The sequence below is a fragment of the Aeromonas sp. S16(2024) genome, assembly GCF_041403065.1.
Taxonomy (GTDB): Bacteria; Pseudomonadota; Gammaproteobacteria; order Enterobacterales; family Aeromonadaceae; genus Aeromonas.
Genome location: NZ_JBGLQX010000006.1, coordinates 47853 through 65494, shown reverse-complemented (window position 1 = coordinate 65494; position 17642 = coordinate 47853). Strand labels below are relative to the sequence as shown.

The window sequence follows — 17642 nt, the reverse complement described above, 5'->3', positions numbered from 1 at the left end:
CCTCAGTTGCCGGCCAGGATGCGTTGCAGGCGCTCGGTCAGCACCTGTTCCAGCATGGCCTGGGTCTTGAACTGATCCGGGTAGTCAAACTGGATCTGCTCGCCTTTGAGCTTGTCGAGCTCGGACTGCATGTATTGGGTGGCGCTGTTGTCGGTATCGAAGTACTGGGTCAGCCAGCGCTGGGCCTTCTCCAGGCTGTCGGTATAGAGCGCCTGCTGCTCGCGATAGACGGCGAGCTGGGCCTGCAACAGCTTGGTCTTGAGGTTCTCCCGCAGGAAGATCTCCTGCTGCGGGGAGAGCAGGGCCTCCACGGCCCCGTCGCGGCGACGTATGGTGATGAAGTTCTCGGTGAACTTGACCCAGTTTTTCTTGAGATTGCTCTCCCACTCGTCCGGATTGGCACTGACTGCCTGATCCGGCTCGGCCTTGGCTTCTGGCATGCTCACGGTGGAGAGGGGCAGCAGCTCTATCTGATCGGAGAGCGCGGCCAATTTGAGGGTCAGCCCCTCGCGATCGACCCGCGGCATCCCCTTGAGCTTGGCGATGTCTTCCGCCAGCGCTTTGCGAATGGGCATCAGGCTGGGATCGTTGAGCGCCTTGATCCGCTCGTCGGCGTTGCCGAGCAGGGTGATGGCGGAGACGATATCATGCTCGAGCCACAGCTTGCGGCCCGCCATGCGCACCAGGTATTCGGATTCGGCCAGCATCCAGTCGTTGGGGCGCTTGTCGTCGAGATCCAGCACCTTGTGCTGCAGGGCGTCCAGCGCCTCCTGCTGCTGTTGCTGGCTCTTGCCGAGGGCGCTGAACTGTTCGGCATCCTTGCTGTTGCTCTGATCCAGCTTGCCCATGGCCTCGGCCAGTTGCAGCTTGAGGGCGCCAAGTTCGGCCTGCTGGGCGACGGCATTCTGGTGGCCGTGCAGATAGAGGCCGCCGGTCAGCCCCAGGGCCAGCAGGATGGCAACGCCACCGAGGACGACGCCGGCGCCGCCCTTCTTGTTGCCGACGGCCTTGTGCTCGGGCTTGTTGTTGTCGGCCACGGGGGCCGCGGCACTCGGCTGGACTTCTTGCTGTTCAGTCATTCCATCTTCCTCAGTTCCAGGGCGGCCACCAGAGCCTGGTTGGATGCACCTTGGGCAATCACGATACGGGTAAAACCAGCTCCCTCGGCCATCTCGGCCACCCGGGGACTGGGCACCACCAGCAGGCGGTCATAAAGCCAGGGTCGCTGCGGGCCGGGCACCAGTGCCAGCAACCGCTGCAAGAGTTCACCACTGGTGATGAGCAGGCTGTCGAGGCCGGCTGCCTGCCAGTGGCGGGTCAATGCGTCCCCGTCGAGATCGGGGTAGTGGCGCTCATAGGTGGCACAATAGTGCACCAGTGCGCCGCGTGAGGCCAGCGTCCGGGCGATGAGATCCCGCCCGTCGTTGCCGCGCAGGATCAGCACCCGCTTGCCGCTCACCCCTCGCAGGGGAGGCAGGGCCAGCAGGCCTTCACTGCGGGGATCGGCCGGGCAGAGGGCCTGGACTCCCACCTCGGCGAAGGCATCCGCGCTGGCCTGACCGACCGCGAAGTAGTCAATATGTGGCCAGGTCAGACCAGTTTGCAACAGAAAATGATGAGCAAATTTAACGGCATGGGCGCTGACGGCGATGATGATGTCAGTCTGGGGCAGCCATTCGGGCAGGCGGGGGAGTTCACTGCCCGGCCGGGTTTCCAGCAGCGGGCAGCACAGTGGTGCATGGCCCTGCTGGCGCAGCAGCTGCACCAGCAGGGCGGCCTGGGCGGCCGGGCGCACCACCAGCGGGACCATCAGGTGGCGCTCCGGGGTGGTGACCATGAGCCGGCCAGGACCGCGCTCATGCCCGGTAGACCTCGGCTAGAATTGCGTCGGCGCCAGCGGCCAGCAGACGCTGGGCCAGGGCGTGGCCGAGTGCCTCGCCGTCCGCCAGGGGGCCGCGGATCTCGTCCCGGATCACCTGGGTGCCATCCGGGCTGCCCACCAGGCCGCGCAGCCAGACCTGGTCCCCCTGCACCAGGGCATAGGCACCGATAGGCACCTGACAGCCCCCTTGCAGGGCGCGGTTCATGGCGCGCTCTGTCAGCACCCGGATGCGGGTCTCGGCGTGCTCCAGCGGTGCCAGCAGGGCGTGCAGCTCATGGTCGTTCTGGCGACACTCGATTCCAACAGCGCCCTGACCGTTGGCGGGCAGGCTCTGCTCCGGCTCGATGAAGGCGGTGATGCGATGGGCCATCTCCAGCCGTTTCAGGCCGGCGGCGGCGAGTATGATGGCGTCGTACTCACCGGCATCCAGCTTGGCGAGGCGGGTGTTGACGTTGCCGCGCAGGTCGCGGATCACCAGGTCCGGACGGGCGGCCCGCAGCTGGCACTGGCGGCGCAGACTGGAGGTGCCGACCACGGCCCCCTGGGGCAGTGCGTCGATCCGGTCGAAGCGGTTGGAGACGAAGGCATCGCGCGGGTCTTCGCGCTCGCAGATGGTGTGCAGGCCTAGCCCTTCCGGGAACTCCACCGGCACGTCCTTCATGGAGTGGACGGCGATGTCGGCACGCCCTTCCAGCATGGCAGTCTCCAGCTCCTTGACGAAGAGCCCCTTGCCGCCGACCTTGGCCAGCGGCGTATCCAGGATCTTGTCACCCTGGGTGCTCATGGGGACCAGTTCGACTCGCAGATCGGGATAGAGGGCTTCCAGCCGATCTTTTACAAAGTTGGCCTGCCACAGGGCCAGTGGGCTCTTGCGAGTGGCAATTCTCAGGGTTCGGGCTGCCATATCAATCAGTTGTTTCATCTTTAGTGAGGAAAACGATCTTACCACCCTTTGCTGGGGCTTTCATGGCGCAGCCGGCAAAAGCGGGGCCAAGCTCAAAAAGGGTCGCTGAAATTAATTTTCAGCCGATCATTATATGACTACAACTAATTGAAAATATTATTTTTTATTGCTTTCCACTGATACCGTTACTCGGCTTGCCAGAAATAATCCGGTGATTGTGTGCGGGCTTGTTTACCACTGCTGTTTGCATTGTTAACATGATCACACTTTTTTGACGTCTCCCCGTTTTGGTGCGTCATTTCTCTTCCCCATAGGTAGGGCATTGCTGGTAAAACTCGACACGCTGGTGGCGCGCTACGACGAGCTGAATCGTCTCAAGACGCAACGAGCGTTGGATCTCATGAGTCGCTATGGGCAACAGGTCTTCCAACTGCTGCCTGTCATGCTGCACTTCAATCATCCCCTTCTGCCAGGTTATGTGGCAGGGGACGTGCCTCATGGTATCTGGAGTTTCGTCGCCAACGAGGCCCAGCAGGCTTTCATCCAGGATCTGTGCCAGAACGCCAACTGTCAGGGCGGCCTCAGCACCCACGACAAGTCGATCCAGGGGCTCTACTCCATGGGCAGCACCTCGTCTATCGGCCAGTGCTGCCACTCGGATCTCGACATCTGGGTCTGCCACGTGGCCGGTTTGTCGCAGGAGCGGCTCGAGTTGCTGGATATCAAGTGCCAGCACCTCTCCCTGTGGGCCGAGCAGCGCGGGGTCGATCTCAACTTCTTCCTGATCCCCGAAGACAAGTTCCGTCAGCGCAACGATGCCCAGATGCAGGGGGAGAGCTGCGGCAGTGCCCAGCACCTGCTGCTGCTCGACGAGTTCTACCGCAGCGCCATGCACATCGCGGGCAAGCGGCTGCTCTGGTATCTGGTGCCTGCCGAATATGACGATCACTACGACGACTATGTGAACGGCCTGTTCGCCCACGGCAAGCTGAGCCAGGATGACTGGCTCGATCTGGGGGGCTTTGATCGCATTCCCGCCGAGGAGTACTTCGGCTCCGCCCTGTGGCAGCTCTACAAGGGCATAGATTCCCCCTACAAGGCGGTGCTCAAGTCGGTGCTGATGGAGGCCTACTCCCACGAGTATCCCAACACTCGGCTGCTGTCGGTGACCAGCCGCGACTGGTTCCAGCACAACGAGGGGATGCACTACCGGCTCGACAACTACTGCCTGATGCTGGACAAGGTGACCAACTACCTCAAGTCCATCGGCGACATGCAGCGCCTGGATCTGGTGCGTCGCTGCTTCTACCTCAAGGTGTGTGACGGCCTGAGCCACCCGAAGGAGGAGCACTCCCCGGACTGGCGCCGGGAGCAGATGGCCCAGCTGGTGGCCTACTGGGGCTGGAGCCCGGAGCGGCTGTATCATCTGGATCATCGCCAGGAGTGGAAGGTCGAGGACGTCAAGGTGGCCCATGCCGAGTTGCTGGAGGCCCTGATGCAGAGCTACCGCAACCTCATCCAGTTCGCCCGCCGCAACAACATCAGCGAGTCCATCAATCCGGAAGATATCGGCATACTGTCGCGCAAGCTCTATGCCGCCTTCGAGAGCCTGCCGGGCAAGGTGCAGCGCATCAATCTGACCATAGCGCCGGATCTGAGCGAGCCGGATCTCAGCCTGGTGCAGGTGCCCCACGGCCGCCTCAATCGCGCCGGCTGGTATCTCTACAAGCATTCGCTGGATCCGGTGGACATCATTGGCCGGGCGCCGCTCGAATATAACGGCTACATCAGCAAGCTGGTGGCCTGGGCCTACTTCAACGGTCTGCTGACGCCCCAGTCCAGGGTGCACCTGTTCAATCAGGGCTCGGATCTGCACATCGACAACCTGCACCAGTTCTGTCGCGACCTCTCGGGGACCTTCCCGGTCAAGTATCCTCGCGCCACCAACCTGGCCCTGAGCCGCCCCTGCGAGATCCACCAGCTCTCCATCTTCCTCAACCTGGAGACGGATCCGACCAGCCACTGGATGGGTCAGGTGATCGAGTTTGACGCCAATGCTGCCGATGTGTTCTCGTTCGGTCGCAATCAGGAGTGTCTGGTGGGATCCGTTGATCTCGTCTATCGCAACTCCTGGAGCGAGATCCGCACCTTGCACTTCCAGGGGGAGGAGGCGGTGGTGGATGCCCTCACTACCATACTCGGCAAGATGCACCAGGATGCCGCCGCCCCCGAGATGATAGAGGTGTTCTGTTACAGCCAGCACTTCCGCTCCCTGGTGCGCACCCGCTTCCAGCAACTGGTGGCCGAATGCATAGAGCTGCGTCTGGCCCGCGACAAGCAGCAGCTGGTCAAGACGCTGGCCCTTGGCCGGGAGAAGTACGGCATCTTCTTCGAGCGGCGCGGGGTCTCGGTGAAGAAGCTGGAAAACGCCATCGACTTCTACCGCCACATCTCCCACAACAAGCTGGATCACCTGCCGCTGCGGCTCGACAAGACCCACAGCCAGCACCTGCCCGACATAGTCGACGCCTACGCCAGCGAAGGGCTGGTGCAGTTCTTCTTCGACACCCGAGATGCGGGCACCAACATCTATATCCTGGACGAGGCGAACCGGGTGGAGATCTACCAGCATTTTGCCGGCAACAAGGATGAGCTGGTGCAGGGGGTGAACCGCTTCTACACCTCGGGCCACGAGCGTTTCAGCAATGCGGGCCAGTTCAGCAACTTCAACCTGCCCCAGTACTATGAAATCGTGCAACATGGCGATGAGTTGGAAGTGATCCCCTACCGCAGCCAGAATCCGCAGCGGGACAATCCGGGGGCTGCCCGGGAAGTAGGGTGATGGAAGCGGGATGATGTGCCGGGCACATCGCCGGAAGGGATGAAAACAAACGGCCTGCATGATGCAGGCCGTTGTTCTATCTGTGGTGCTACATCAGGCGCCGAGGCGCGCCAGCAACCAGTGGCGAATGTCGCCGAGCTGGGGGCGGCAGATCTCGTGGCGCATGGGGTATTCGTGCCACTCCAGGCTGAGGCCCGCCGCCTCCAGCCGGTTCTTGGCATCCCAGCCCATGGAGAGGCTCACCACGTCATCATAGATGCCGTGCATGTAGCAGATGGGCAGGGCGCGGGCGGCCTCGCTCATCTCCTCGACCAGTTGCTCGGGCGCCGCCAGATAGGTGGACATGCAGAGCAGGCCCGCCAGCTTTGCTTGATAGCGCAGGGCGGTGAAGGAGGCGATGACGCCCCCCTGGGAGAAGCCGGCCAGCACTATGTTCCCCGGGGCGAAGCCCTCGGCCACCAGCCGATCCAGCAGGGCGGCGATACGATCGGCGGACTCGCGCACATGGGACTCCACGGCGCGATCCGCCGGGTCGTCGAAGCTCTTGATGTCGTACCAGCCGCGCATCTTGTAGCCCATGTTGATGGTGATGGGCCGCTCAGGCGCATCGGGCAGCAGGTGACGGACCGGCAGGGTGGCAGGCAAGTCCAGCGCGTCCACCAGCGGGGCCAGCCCAGCCCCGGAATCCCCCAGCCCGTGCAGCCAGATCACCGCATGACGGGCACCCTGGGGATGCAGATCCATCATGGGAGATTCTGCCATCATGGGAACCGGACGGGCTCGCCCGCCTGGGTGGTGCAGGCCCGGGTCAGCAGGGCCTTGAGCTCGTCGCCGAAGCGGTTGTCGATCCAGCTGTCACCGCGCAGCTCGAAGTGGAAGCCGTTCTCCCGGGTGGCCACCCAGATCTGGTGCAGGGGCTCCTGCTTGTTGATGATGACCTTGGTCTTGTTCTCGAAGCTTAAGGTCAGCACACCGCCGGCCCGCTCGCAGTCGATATCCGGATACCCCTCGTCGATAACGTCTTCCACATACTGGAAAAAGGCGTCGGTCAGGGCGTGATACTCGTGATCCTTCATCGGTTTATCCTGTTGCTTTTAACAATGTGAGTGCGATTATAGAGGGCCAAAAATTTTTTCGCAGCGAACCATTATGATTACCCAGTTCACCAAGTGCCTGTTTGCCGCGTCGCTGTCGTTCGGGTTGGCCGCCTGCGGCCTGACGGGGCCACTCTATATGCCACCGGCCGAGCAGCCCGTCTCCACCGAGCAAACACCGGCACAGCCCAAGACAGAGAGTACACCGCAAGCCGCCTCGCCTGCGACCGCCAAACCGGCCTCCGAGGCCGCGCCGCAATAATCTAGGAAGGAACCGCCCCCTTGGATCACTTTAACTACGACGCCGACGGCCAGCTTCAGGCCGAGCAGCTTCCCCTGCAACAGCTCGCCGACCAGTACGGTACCCCGCTGTATGTCTACTCCCGCGCCACCCTGGAGCGCCACTGGCACGCCTTCGATCAGGCGGCGGGGGACATTCCCCATCTGATCTGCTACGCGGTCAAGGCCAACTCCAACCTGGCGCTGCTCAACCTGCTGGCGCGCCTGGGCTCGGGCTTTGACATCGTCTCCGGCGGGGAGCTGTCCAGGGTGCTGGCGGCAGGGGGAGATCCGGCCAAGGTGGTCTTCTCCGGCGTCGCCAAGAGCGAGGCCGAGATGCGCCTCGCGCTGGAGAAAGAGATCCTCTGCTTCAACCTGGAGTCGGAAGCCGAGCTGGAGCGCCTGAACCGGGTCGCTGGCAGCATGGGCAAGAAGGCGCGGGTCTCGGTGCGGGTCAACCCGGACATAGACGCCGGCACCCACCCCTATATCTCCACCGGCCTCAAGCAGAACAAGTTCGGCATCCCCATCGAGCAGGCGCCCGCCATCTACCGCAAGGCGGCGGCCATGGCCCATATCGAGATCAAGGGGGTGGATTGCCACATCGGCTCTCAACTCACTGAATTGAATCCCTTTATGGAGGCGGCGGACAAGCTGCTGAAGCTCATTGACGAGCTGGCGGCCGAAGGTATCCAGATCCATCACCTGGACGTGGGCGGGGGTCTCGGGGTCAACTATGGCGCCGAGCAGCCGCCGCACCCGACCGAGTACGCCGAGGCGCTCAAGCAGAAGCTGGCGGGCCGGGATCTGACCCTGCTGTTCGAGCCGGGCCGTGCCATCGTCGCCAATGCCGGCGTGCTGCTGACCCGGGTCGAGTTCTTGAAGCCTGGCGAGACCCGCAACTTCGCCCTGATCGACGCTGGCATGAACGATCTGCTGCGCCCCTCCCTCTACGGCGCCTGGATGAACATCATAGAGGTGGACAGCCGCACGACCCACGAGAAGGCGCTGTATGACGTGGTCGGCCCGGTGTGCGAGACCGGTGACTTCCTCGGCAAGGAGCGTACCCTGGCGATTGCCGAGGGCTCATTGCTGGCGGTGCGTTCCGCCGGGGCCTACGGCTTCACCATGTCGTCCAACTACAACACCCGTCCCCGTGCGGCCGAGGTGCTGGTGGACGGTGACCAGGCCCATCTCATCCGTGAGCGGGAGCAGCTGGCCGACCTCTGGCGTGGCGAGCATCTGCTGCCGTGATGAATGGATTTTCAGCGTTCCTCCAGGTGAGAGCGTGATTAACGGTGAGACAGGAACGCGCGATGTTGATTGAATTTTCCAAGATGCACGGCCTCGGGAACGACTTCATGGTGGTGGACGGCGTCACCCAGAAGGTGTTTTTCAGCAACGACGTCATCAAGAAGCTGGCGGATCGCCACTTTGGCATCGGCTTCGATCAGCTGCTGCTGGTGGAGCCGCCCTATGATCCCGAGCTCGACTTCCATTACCGCATCTTCAATGCCGATGGCAGCGAGGTGGAGCAGTGCGGCAACGGTGCCCGCTGTTTCGCCCGCTTCGTGCGCCTCAAGGGGCTGGTCAACCGGGACCGCATCGCGGTCAGCACGGCCCGTGGCCGCATCACCCTGCAGCTGGAGGGGGAGAATCAGGTCACGGTCAACATGGGGGTGCCCCAGTTCGAGCCGGGCAAGATCCCGTTTCGGGCCCAGAAGGCGGAGAAGACCTACCTGCTGCGGGCGCAGGATCACACTGTGATGTGCGGTGCCGTCTCCATGGGCAATCCCCACTGCGTCATCGAGGTGCCCTCGGTGGCCGATGCCCCGGTGGAGACTCTGGGCCCCATCATGGAGCGCCACGAGCGTTTTCCCGAGCGGGTCAACGTCGGCTTCATGGAGATGGTCAGCGCCAGCGAGATCAAGTTGCGGGTGTTCGAGCGCGGGGTGGGGGAGACCCTGGCCTGCGGCACCGGCGCCTGCGCCGCCGTGGTGATCGGCATCAGCCAGGGCAAGCTCAGGGAGCGGGTCACCGTCACCCTGCCGGGGGGCAAGCTGACCATCGCCTGGAAGGGGCCGGGTCAGCCGGTCTACATGACGGGCCCGGCCGAGCATGTCTTTGATGGCCAGATAGAGTTGTAAGCCAGTGAGCGGGCCAGTCGAGCATATGACGGGCACGGCCGAGCATGTCTTTGATGGTCAGATAGAGCTGTAAGCCAGTGAGCGGGCCCGCCGAGCATGTATTCGACGGCCAGATAGCGTTATAGGCATCGAGCGGGGACCTCCTCCGCGCAGCCACACGGTAATGTCGGGGCCCTGTGCCCCTTTTTCGGATGGATCAACCAAGTTATGAGCGAACTCAAACGGCAGGAATCACTGATGGACGAAGCCACAGTGCTGGAGTACCTGGCCCGTTACCCCGAGTTTTTCCAGCGCCACGGGGCCATGCTGGACAGGATCCGCATTCCCCATGAGCACAAGGGCACCATCTCCCTGGTGGAGCGTCAGCTGGACAGACAGCGCGAGCGCATCGAGCAGCTGGAGCAGGAGATCACCGAACTGATGGGGATCGCCAGCGAGAACGAGCGGATCTTCCGGGTCTATGCGGATCTCTATGGCGAGCTGTATGGCTGCCAGACCCTGTTCGAGCTGAGCGCCGTGATGGGCAAGGCCTTCGTGCAGCGGCTGCGGCTGACCGGCCTGCGCCTCTGGCTCAGCCCGAAGAAATTCCAGCTGAGCGGCCCGGAGCAGCGCTTCCTGGCGGACGGCAAACAGCTCGATCAGTTGCTGGGCCAGCGGCTGCCCGGGACGGATTACTACTTCGGGCGGCTCAACCAGAGCGAGAAGCAGGCGCTGTTTGGCAGCGACGTGCTGGTCAACTCCGTGGCCCTGATGCGGCTCGGGGATCTCGGCGTGCTGGCCTTCGCGAGCTCGGATCCCAGCCACTTCAGCCCCCACAACGACACCCTGCTGCTGGGTCAGCTGGGGCGTCTGCTGCAACTGCGTCTGCCCGAGCTGGTTCGTGGCTAAGGCACCCCCCGCCGCCGACCCCCTGCCTCCCGCCCTGGCGGGGGAGCTCACCGCCTTTATCGAATACCTGAGGGTCGAGCGCCAGCTCAGTCCTCATACCCGTAGCAACTATCAGGCCCATCTGGAGGCCATGGCCGCCGAGCTGGTCAGACTGGGGGTCGATGACTGGGCCCGGCTCGAGGCGAGCCAGGTGCGCAGCCTGGTGACCCGGATGCACAAGGCAGGCCTCGCCCCCCGATCCCTCGCCACCAAGGTCTCTGCCCTGCGCAGCTTCTGCGACTGGCAGGTGCGCCAGGGGCGGCTCACCGCCAACCCGGCCCGCGGCATCGTCACCCCCAAGCAGGGGCGGCCGCTGCCCAAAAACCTCGATGTGGACGAGATGTACCAGCTGCTCAACATCACCGACGAGCAGGATCCGCTGGCGGTGCGGGATCGCGCCATCATGGAGCTGATGTACTCCTCCGGTCTGCGCCTCGCCGAGCTGGTGGGGCTCAACCTCGCGGACGTGAAGCTCGATGAGCGCCAGCTCAGGGTCACCGGCAAGGGGTCGCGGGAGCGGGTGCTGCCCATGGGCAGGATGGCGGTGGAGTGGCTGCAGAAGTGGCTCAAGGTGCGGCCCTTGCTGGCGGGGGACGAGGGGGAGGCATTGTTCGTCTCCAAGCGCCGCCAGCGGTTATCGGCCCGCTCGGTACAGGAGCGGCTCGACGGCTGGGGCAACAAGCAGGCGCTCAATGCTCATGTCCATCCCCACAAGCTGCGCCACAGCTTCGCCACCCACATGCTGGAGTCCTCCGGCGATCTGCGGGCGGTGCAGGAGCTGCTGGGCCACGCCGATCTCTCCACCACCCAGATCTATACCCACCTCGACTTCCAGCATCTGGCCAAGGTGTATGACAGTGCCCACCCCAGGGCCAAGCGGGATCCCGATACCCCGGAAGATGAGTGAGCTTTGCCAGTTATCAAGGGGCCAAGGGAATGACAGCGCACCATTCGCGAGGGCCAAGCGGGATCCCGACACCCCGGAAGATGAGTGAGCTTTGCCAGTTATCAAGGGGCCAAGGGAATGACAGCGCACCATTCGCGAGAGCCAAGCGGGATCCCGATACCCCGGAAGATGAGTGAGCTTTGCCAGTTATCAAGGGGTCAAGGGGTCAAGGGAATGACAGCGCACCATTCGCGAGGGCCAAGCGGGATCCTGCTACCCCGGAAGATGAATAAAAGCGACTGCGCTCGAATGGTTCTGCCCCCTTCTCCCCTCGTGGGAGAAGGGTTGGGGATGAGGGGAATGGGTTTGATAACAGGTAACGGGAACAGCCCCATAAAGAGGAATGACCATGCAGTTCTACCGTCGCTGGCAGCCGGTGGCCGCCATCTCGTTTGATCTTGACGACACCCTCTATGACAACGGCCCCGCCATAGCGCGGGCCGAGCAGTGGATGCTGAGCCACCTGCGCAGCGAATACCTGGCCACCGCCATGCTGGACAAGCCACGCTGGCTCGAGCTCAAGCGCAACCTGCTGCTGGCCCGACCCGAGCTGGGTCAGGACGTCAGCCTGGCGCGCCAGCACGGCATCCGCGAGGCCATGGTGCAGGGGGGCATGGCCGCCTCCCGGGCGGAGCAGGAGGCAGAGCGGGTGTTCGCCGCCTTTCTCGCCGAGCGCTCGAAGATAGAGGTGAGCGAGGCAACTCACGCCCTGCTGGCTCGTCTGGCGGAACGCTACCCCCTGGCGGTGATCACCAACGGCAACCTGGATCTGGTGCAGGCCGGCCTCGCGGACTACTTCACCCTGGTCTGCAAGGCGGGGGCCGGGGCCAGGATGAAGCCGGCGCCGGACATGTTCGTGCAGGTGCAGCAGGCCCTCGGGCTCGCCCCCGGCCAGATACTCCATGTGGGGGATCATCCCGAGACGGACGTGCTGGGGGCCAGGTTGCACGGTTTTCGGGCCGCCTGGCTCAACGAGCGCCGGCTGCCCTGGCAGTCGTTGCAGTTGCTGCCGGATGTGGAGCTCGCTACCCTCGACGAGCTGGCAGGGCTGCTGCTCTGATCCACTCCGAGGCGCAGGGAAAAAGATGCGCATGAGAGGCTATTTATTTATCCTTGGCACCGACTGACAAGGGAGTGCAGGGCGTGAGTAGAAAGAAGAGTGTCATCTGGTTGGCCATCCCCATGGTGCTGGCGGGCTGCGATCTGTTTCGCGACCACTACCGGATGGAGTTCAGGGATGGATCCTGGCGGGAGATCGTCATCTCGCCTTTCTCGGATCAGGCCCGCTGGCGTGAAGGGTGCGCCACCGGCGAGATACTGGTGGACATGACCCTGCCCCTGAAGCGGGGCAAGGTGGTCGATGGCCGTGAACAGCTGTTGATCGGCGGCGAGCTGTTCGAGCTGGAAGAGGCCCGGCTCTATCGCGGCAATGGCATGGTGCTGGGGCAGGCCCCTGACCATGTCCAGCGGGGCCTCAAGGGGCTGGATGTCTGTCGCACCCTGCGTCCCGATCGCGGGGCCCTGCCCAAGCTGAAGGGCAAGGGATTCGGCGACTAGCCGACCCGCTGCCCCTGCGCCCCGTTCGCGGGGCCCTGCCCAAGTTGAAGGGCAAGGGGTTCGGCGACTAGCCCGCCCGCTGCCGATACTGGCGGCAGGCGTCGCCGAAGGCGCTAAACAGCTTGATGGAGTGGGGATTCTCTTTCGCCTTCCACTCCGGGTGCCACTGCACCGCCAGCAGGAAGGGGGAGAGGGCGGGGGCATGAATGGCCTCGATCAAACCATCCTCGGCATGGGCCAGCGGCACCAGCCCCTCCCCAAGGCGCCTGATCCCCTGGCCGTGCAGGGAGTTGACCGGGATCTGCGCCTCCCCCATCAGGTCGGCAAACCAGCTGCCGGGCACCAGGCTCACCTGGTGGCTGTGACCATACTGCTCCTCCACGGGATCGTCCGCATCCTCCCTGTGATCCGCATAGCCGGGCTCGCAATAGACCTTCTGATGAATGTCCCCGCCCAGCGCCACGTTGATCTCCTGCATGCCGCGGCAGATGCCGAGCAGGGGCAGGCCCCGATCGAGGGCGGCGCGCACCAGTGCTATGTCGAACAGATCCCTGTCCCTGTCCTGGGCCTTCTCCGGGGTCAGGTTCTCCTGGCCGTAGAGGGCGGGATCTATGTTGGATCCGGCCCCGCTCAGGTAGACCCCATCGACGAGATCCAGATACTGCTCCAGATCAGCTGTCCCGCAGCAGGTGGGCACCAGCAGGGGCACGCAGCCGCTGATCTCCACCAGGGGGGTGATGTATTTGTGGGTCATTACCTGATAGGCGTGGCCGCTGCGGGCCTGGGCCCCCATGGTCATCAGCACGACGGGCTTGGAATGGGAACTGGGGTTGGGCATAGGTCACCTTGGCTATCCTTGGCGGTCTCATCCTGCGCCTTGGGAAGGCCCTTGCCGCCTCACGCTCGCAAGGGCATGCCTCAAGGCATGGTCATGGGATCAGGGTCGTGCCGCAGTGCCAGAATCGTCGGTCAGCCTGGGCGATGACAGCCTGGATCCCGATCCCAGTCTGCCAAGGCCGTTCAATATGTCAAACGAAATGATGCCGGAATGTTAATTTCGATAATGACTTAGCCAGCTTGAGTCCCCGTAGCAGGGGATTGAGCGTCAGTTGGCGGGGGGATGGGGGAAAGGCGTGGTGGATATATTAAACATTCGGCCCTGATAGCCGGATAGCAGAAGGGGCCCGCAGGCCCCTGTCGATTCAGGCATTGAGGATGAACTGCTCTATCACCCTGGCCACGCCATCCTCGTCGTTGCGGGCCGTGGTGTGCTGCGCCAGCGCCTTGATCTCGTCGGTGGCGTTGCCCATGGCGACCCCGAGTCCGGCATATTCGATCATGTGGCGGTCGTTGCCCGCGTCGCCCACTGCTATCACCTGGTGGGCGGTGAGGCCCAGGTGCTCCGCCAGGGCGGCCACACCGGTGCCCTTGTTGCTTCGCTTGTTCATGAATTCGAGGAAGTAGGGGGAGCTGCGCACCACCGTGTAGCGCTCATAGAGCTCGGCGGGCAGCTGGGCGATGGCGCGGGAGAGCTGGGGCTCTGGGTCTATCATCATCACCTTCATGATCTGCTCGTCGGCGGGCAGGGTGGCGAAGTCCACCAGGTTGATCGGCATCTTGATCAGTTGGGACTCGTGCTCCGTGTAGGTGCTGACCCTGGGGCTGATGAGGCCCTGGCGGACGGAGAAGCCGTGGACGTTGATCCCCAGCTCAGAGGCCAGATGGGCGATGGCGCTGGCATCGCTGCCGGTCAGCAGCTGGCTGCGCAGTATGCGTTGATCCGCGACCTGTTGCACCAGGGCGCCGTTGTAGCAGATGACGTAGTCATCCTGGCCGGTGAGGCCCAGTTCGGCCAGATAGGGGGTCATGCCTTCCAGCGGGCGGCCCGAGGTCAGCACTACGGTAACGCCCTGGTCGCGGGCGGCCGCGATGGCGGCATGGGTGCGGGGGGTTATTTGACCTTGCGGGTTCAGCAGGGTGCCATCCATATCCAATGCGATCAGCTTGTACATCTTCTCACTACCTGAGTCTGGCCGGCCCGCCCTATGGGGCCAAGGGGAGGCCGAGTGTAGCGAAAATCGCCGCCGGGATCACGAGTTGAACGGTTGCATGGGCGGTGCTGCCTCTGACTGGCGCCTTAGCAGGGTGCCAGCGCTACCCAATGCGATCAGCTTGTACATCTTCTCACTACCTGAGTCTGGCCGGCCCGCCCTATGGGGCCAAGGGGAGGCCGAGTGTAGCGAAAATCGCCGCCGGGATCACGAGTTGAAGGGTTGCATGGGCGGTGCTGCCTCTGACTGGCGCCTTAGCAGGGTGCCAGCGCTACCCAATGCGATCAGCTTGTACATCTTCTCACTACCTGAGCCTGGCCGGCCCGCCCTATGGGGCCAAGGGGAGGCCGAGTGTAGCGAAAATCGCCGCCGGGATCACGCCGCCATCGCTTAAGAGGGGCAGTGGCGCCTCTCAGCGCTGGCCCTGATAGGGGGTCAGTTGCAGTTGATCTTCCCGGATGGCGAAGTGGATGGGGCCGTGTTCTATGTCGACCCTGTTGTGGTGATGGGCCATCTCCACCTCGACGCCGGGGAAGAGGCGCTGGGTGGCGATGATGTCCATGTTGGCCATCAGGGCCTGCAGCTCGCGCTGCGCCTCGGCAAGCTGCTCGTCGAGTGACTTGCTCTCGTCCAGCTGACGGGTGCGCAGCGCCTTGATCTTCTGCAGTGTCTCGGGATTGCGCCTGTCGCTGGGCTGTTGCAGCAGTCGCAGGATGAGATCCTGCAGCTTGTCGAGCTGCTCCCGGCAGGCCTGCTTGCGTTGACGCAGGGCCTGCTCCTGCTCCTTGTGGCTGAAGTAGCCGCCGAGGATCTGCAGCCGGGTCCGGTTCGCCGCCGAGGCCCCGAGCACGGGGGCCATGATGAGGCGGTTGGCGATGTTGATGCCGCCGATGAGATGGCCCTTGCGCATGGCGCTGTCCCCGACCCTGAGGTCCTGGCCGCTGCGGCAATAGCTGTGGCTGAGCTGGCTCTGAATATGGATGTCGCCATCGGCCTCCAGCCTGGCGTACTGGGCATAGCTGGCGTGGATCTCGCCCCCGGCGTTGAGGTGGCAGAGGTACTGATCCCCCTCCAGCTTGCGCCCTATGATGCCGTTGCGCACCGTGATGGTGCCGCCGGATTCGATATAGCCCCCTTCGACGAAGCCCCCTATCACCACGTCGCCGCTGGTCTTGATCCGCATGCCGGGCATGACGTCCCCGGTGACCAGCAGGGAGCCCTCGAACATGACGTGACCGTGGCGGATGTCGACCTGCTTGACGCTCAGCACCTCGTCCACCCTCATGCCGGCCCGCTCCTGGCAAGGCAGCCCGGCGCGGGTCGCCAGCAGCAGATCCGGATCCTCGGGGGAGAAGCAGGTGCCTTCTCCCGCCGTCATGGCGCTCTCCTTGCCGTGGCGGGCGGGCAGGGTCTGGCCCGTCACCGTGAAGCCGTCGATACCCTGGGTGGCGGGGTGGCGCCGCATCAGGGGGGCACCCGCCTTGACGGTGAGCAGGGTGCCGAGATCGCGCATGTCCACCTTGCCGTGGTCCACCTCCTGGGGCCTCAGGATCCGCTCCACCGCCGTTTCCACCAGCCGCTCCAGACGGGTATCCAGGCCGTGTCTGGCCGCCTTGCCCAGGGCTATGACGGGGTTGAGTAGGGTGCCGGGGGGCGCCTCGCTGGCGCCCTTGATGGCGGCGGCGAGCAGCCGCTCGCTTACCCCCTGCTTGACTGGGCTGGCCGCCACTGCCTCCTGCAACTGCGCCAGGGTCAGGGGATTGCCGCCCCAGTCGGCGGTGATCTGGGCCCTGGCGCTCATCTGGTCCTTGTCCACCAGGATGAGGAGCCGGGCATCCTGCCGCTGGGCTATGGGCACGGGAGGGTGGGAGGGGGCGTCCGGCTGGGTCAACAGGGTGTTGAGCAGGGCGACGGCCTGCCGGATCCCCTCGTCGAGGGGCTGATAGCGTCGGCAGTTGGAGAGCCGCAGCAGGGCCAGGACATGCTGCTCCTGGACGGGCTCGGTGAGGCCCGGGGTAATGCGCAGACAGACATAGGTCATGTCTGCCGACAGCTGAAACCACGCTTTGCTTAACACCGGGATCCTCCTTCGTTGTCCCGATCCGGCTAGCCCCCCAGTGGCCGGGGGCGGGATCCTTGCCAAGAGCCTATGCCGCCAGGGCGGCCAAGAACCGCAGTATTCTGACATTTCGCCGTCCGGGTCAACGAGCCGAGTGCAAATGGGTGAGCCGGGTTGAGGAAATACTCTGTGACGGGGAGTTGGGCTGATGGCGGTGGCTCGACCGCTTGCTGAGTGTCAAATGAGGTGTATGTGGCGGTATCTGCTGATTATTTCACCGACTGCCGCCCCCGATGGGCATCAAGTTCAGGGTGGCGATACGATTCACCTTGCCAGAGGCGGTTCAAGGGATTTTAATCTGCCGCCGCCCAGCGGCGTTGACGCGGGTCGCTGCCGACCATACTGCCCTCTTGCCCAACCGAACGAGCCCCATGACCGCCCAAGGCCACCTGCTGTTTTCCGTCACCTGCGCCCTGCTTGCCCACAAGGTCGAACTCACTCCGGCCTTGGCCGAAGGCAGCCTGTGGCACATAGTGCCCATGGCCCTGACCAGCGCCCTGCTGCCGGATCTCGATCACCCCCAGTCCCTGCTCGGTCGGCAGCTGCCCTGGATCTCGGGGCCCCTCTCCCGCCTGTTCGGCCATCGCGGTTTTACCCACAGCCTGCTGGCGGTGGGCCTGGGGATATGGGGACTGGCGCAGTTCCAGGCACCCGGGCCCTTGTCCGGGGTGATGAAGGATGCCCTCATCGTCGGCTACCTCAGCCACCTGCTGGGGGACTGGCTCACCCCCATGGGCATTCCCCTGTTCTGGCCCTGGCGCCGACGCTTTCGGTTGCCCGGCCTGCCCCTCAAGAGCGGCGGGGGCTACGAGAGGGCCTTCTGCCTGCTGACCCTGGCGCTCGCCGGGTACTGGGTGCATGGGAACATGGGCTTCGGCGCCTTCTAGCCCGGTA

At 64.0% G+C, this 17642-nt stretch carries 17 protein-coding genes; 9 read left to right on the top strand and 8 right to left on the bottom strand.

Annotated features, from left to right (window positions below; genetic code table 11):
* Positions 1–2: 2 nt before the first annotated feature.
* Genes ACB030_RS06320 through hemC form a run of 3 tightly spaced genes read right to left on the bottom strand, consistent with a single transcriptional unit; the run spans position 3 to position 2786 of the window.
* The gene (locus tag ACB030_RS06320; protein ID WP_371158658.1) at positions 3–1079 is read right to left on the bottom strand and encodes a uroporphyrinogen-III C-methyltransferase; all 1077 of its coding nucleotides are present in this window, start codon (positions 1077–1079) and stop codon (positions 3–5) included.
* Positions 1076–1810, bottom strand: coding sequence for a uroporphyrinogen-III synthase (locus tag ACB030_RS06315; RefSeq protein ID WP_371158736.1), 735 nt, complete (start codon positions 1808–1810; stop codon positions 1076–1078). The genes ACB030_RS06320 and ACB030_RS06315 overlap by 4 nt, the downstream gene beginning before the upstream one ends.
* A gap of 46 nt (positions 1811–1856) precedes the next feature.
* Positions 1857–2786: a hydroxymethylbilane synthase gene (hemC, locus tag ACB030_RS06310; RefSeq protein WP_371158657.1), complete on the bottom strand. Its 930-nt coding sequence runs from the start codon at positions 2784–2786 to the stop codon at positions 1857–1859.
* Positions 2787–3108: 322 nt separating this feature from the next.
* Here hemC and ACB030_RS06305 point away from each other — a divergent pair, with 322 nt between their 5' ends.
* The gene (locus tag ACB030_RS06305) at positions 3109–5628 is read left to right on the top strand and encodes a class I adenylate cyclase (RefSeq protein ID WP_371158656.1); all 2520 of its coding nucleotides are present in this window, start codon (positions 3109–3111) and stop codon (positions 5626–5628) included.
* A gap of 93 nt (positions 5629–5721) precedes the next feature.
* On the opposite strand, the gene ACB030_RS06300 is transcribed toward ACB030_RS06305, so the two are convergent.
* Positions 5722–6375 carry an alpha/beta hydrolase gene (locus ACB030_RS06300; protein ID WP_371158735.1) on the bottom strand — a complete coding sequence of 218 codons (654 nt, stop codon included), beginning with the start codon at positions 6373–6375 and terminating at the stop codon, positions 5722–5724.
* Between the two features lie 14 nt (positions 6376–6389).
* Entirely contained in the window at positions 6390–6704 is a 315-nt protein-coding gene (gene cyaY, locus ACB030_RS06295) for an iron donor protein CyaY (RefSeq protein ID WP_005330957.1), read from the bottom strand.
* A gap of 73 nt (positions 6705–6777) precedes the next feature.
* Here cyaY and ACB030_RS06290 point away from each other — a divergent pair, with 73 nt between their 5' ends.
* The 7 genes from ACB030_RS06290 (at position 6778) to ACB030_RS06260 (ending at position 12578) form a co-directional block, all read left to right on the top strand.
* Positions 6778–6984, top strand: coding sequence for a lipoprotein (locus ACB030_RS06290; protein WP_025325500.1), 207 nt, complete (start codon positions 6778–6780; stop codon positions 6982–6984).
* Between the two features lie 20 nt (positions 6985–7004).
* A complete protein-coding gene (lysA, locus tag ACB030_RS06285; protein ID WP_371158655.1) occupies positions 7005–8255 on the top strand; it encodes a diaminopimelate decarboxylase in 1251 nt (416 codons plus the stop codon).
* A 62-nt stretch (positions 8256–8317) separates the two neighbouring features.
* Positions 8318–9148: a diaminopimelate epimerase gene (gene dapF, locus ACB030_RS06280; protein WP_025325502.1), complete on the top strand. Its 831-nt coding sequence runs from the start codon at positions 8318–8320 to the stop codon at positions 9146–9148.
* Positions 9149–9355: 207 nt separating this feature from the next.
* On the top strand, positions 9356–10036 hold the full coding sequence (locus tag ACB030_RS06275) for a DUF484 family protein (RefSeq protein ID WP_205642614.1): 681 nt from the start codon (positions 9356–9358) through the stop codon (positions 10034–10036).
* Positions 10029–10982 (top strand): tyrosine recombinase XerC, encoded by a 954-nt coding sequence (gene xerC / locus ACB030_RS06270; RefSeq protein ID WP_371158654.1) that lies wholly within the window; start codon positions 10029–10031, stop codon positions 10980–10982. Before ACB030_RS06275 ends, xerC begins: the two co-directional genes overlap by 8 nt.
* A gap of 388 nt (positions 10983–11370) precedes the next feature.
* Entirely contained in the window at positions 11371–12081 is a 711-nt protein-coding gene (locus tag ACB030_RS06265) for an HAD-IA family hydrolase (RefSeq protein ID WP_205642613.1), read from the top strand.
* A 122-nt stretch (positions 12082–12203) separates the two neighbouring features.
* Positions 12204–12578, top strand: coding sequence for a hypothetical protein (locus ACB030_RS06260; protein ID WP_307765349.1), 375 nt, complete (start codon positions 12204–12206; stop codon positions 12576–12578).
* 67 nt (positions 12579–12645) lie between these two features.
* On the opposite strand, the gene ACB030_RS06255 is transcribed toward ACB030_RS06260, so the two are convergent.
* The 3 genes from ACB030_RS06255 to ACB030_RS06245 form a co-directional block, all read right to left on the bottom strand.
* On the bottom strand, positions 12646–13416 hold the full coding sequence (locus tag ACB030_RS06255) for a gamma-glutamyl-gamma-aminobutyrate hydrolase family protein (RefSeq protein ID WP_371158653.1): 771 nt from the start codon (positions 13414–13416) through the stop codon (positions 12646–12648).
* A gap of 364 nt (positions 13417–13780) precedes the next feature.
* A complete protein-coding gene (yidA, locus tag ACB030_RS06250) occupies positions 13781–14590 on the bottom strand; it encodes a sugar-phosphatase (protein ID WP_205642611.1) in 810 nt (269 codons plus the stop codon).
* 451 nt (positions 14591–15041) lie between these two features.
* Positions 15042–16706 (bottom strand): FapA family protein, encoded by a 1665-nt coding sequence (locus tag ACB030_RS06245; protein WP_371158652.1) that lies wholly within the window; start codon positions 16704–16706, stop codon positions 15042–15044.
* 413 nt (positions 16707–17119) lie between these two features.
* Here ACB030_RS06245 and ACB030_RS06240 point away from each other — a divergent pair, with 413 nt between their 5' ends.
* Positions 17120–17635 carry a metal-dependent hydrolase gene (locus ACB030_RS06240; protein WP_371158651.1) on the top strand — a complete coding sequence of 172 codons (516 nt, stop codon included), beginning with the start codon at positions 17120–17122 and terminating at the stop codon, positions 17633–17635.
* Positions 17636–17642 lie beyond the last annotated feature (7 nt).

Coding starts and splice junctions, on each gene's coding strand:
- ACB030_RS06265 (WP_205642613.1), top strand. CDS start 11,371: ATGCAGTTCTACCGTCGCTGGCAGCCGGTGGCCGCCATCTCGTTTGAT.
- cyaY (WP_005330957.1), bottom strand. CDS start 6,704: ATGAAGGATCACGAGTATCACGCCCTGACCGACGCCTTTTTCCAGTAT.
- ACB030_RS06290 (WP_025325500.1), top strand. CDS start 6,778: ATGATTACCCAGTTCACCAAGTGCCTGTTTGCCGCGTCGCTGTCGTTC.
- ACB030_RS06240 (WP_371158651.1), top strand. CDS start 17,120: ATGACCGCCCAAGGCCACCTGCTGTTTTCCGTCACCTGCGCCCTGCTT.
- yidA (WP_205642611.1), bottom strand. CDS start 14,590: ATGTACAAGCTGATCGCATTGGATATGGATGGCACCCTGCTGAACCCG.
- ACB030_RS06260 (WP_307765349.1), top strand. CDS start 12,204: ATGGTGCTGGCGGGCTGCGATCTGTTTCGCGACCACTACCGGATGGAG.
- dapF (WP_025325502.1), top strand. CDS start 8,318: ATGTTGATTGAATTTTCCAAGATGCACGGCCTCGGGAACGACTTCATG.
- ACB030_RS06275 (WP_205642614.1), top strand. CDS start 9,356: ATGAGCGAACTCAAACGGCAGGAATCACTGATGGACGAAGCCACAGTG.
- ACB030_RS06300 (WP_371158735.1), bottom strand. CDS start 6,375: ATGATGGATCTGCATCCCCAGGGTGCCCGTCATGCGGTGATCTGGCTG.
- ACB030_RS06255 (WP_371158653.1), bottom strand. CDS start 13,416: ATGCCCAACCCCAGTTCCCATTCCAAGCCCGTCGTGCTGATGACCATG.
- hemC (WP_371158657.1), bottom strand. CDS start 2,786: ATGGCAGCCCGAACCCTGAGAATTGCCACTCGCAAGAGCCCACTGGCC.
- ACB030_RS06315 (WP_371158736.1), bottom strand. CDS start 1,810: ATGGTCCCGCTGGTGGTGCGCCCGGCCGCCCAGGCCGCCCTGCTGGTG.
- ACB030_RS06320 (WP_371158658.1), bottom strand. CDS start 1,079: ATGACTGAACAGCAAGAAGTCCAGCCGAGTGCCGCGGCCCCCGTGGCC.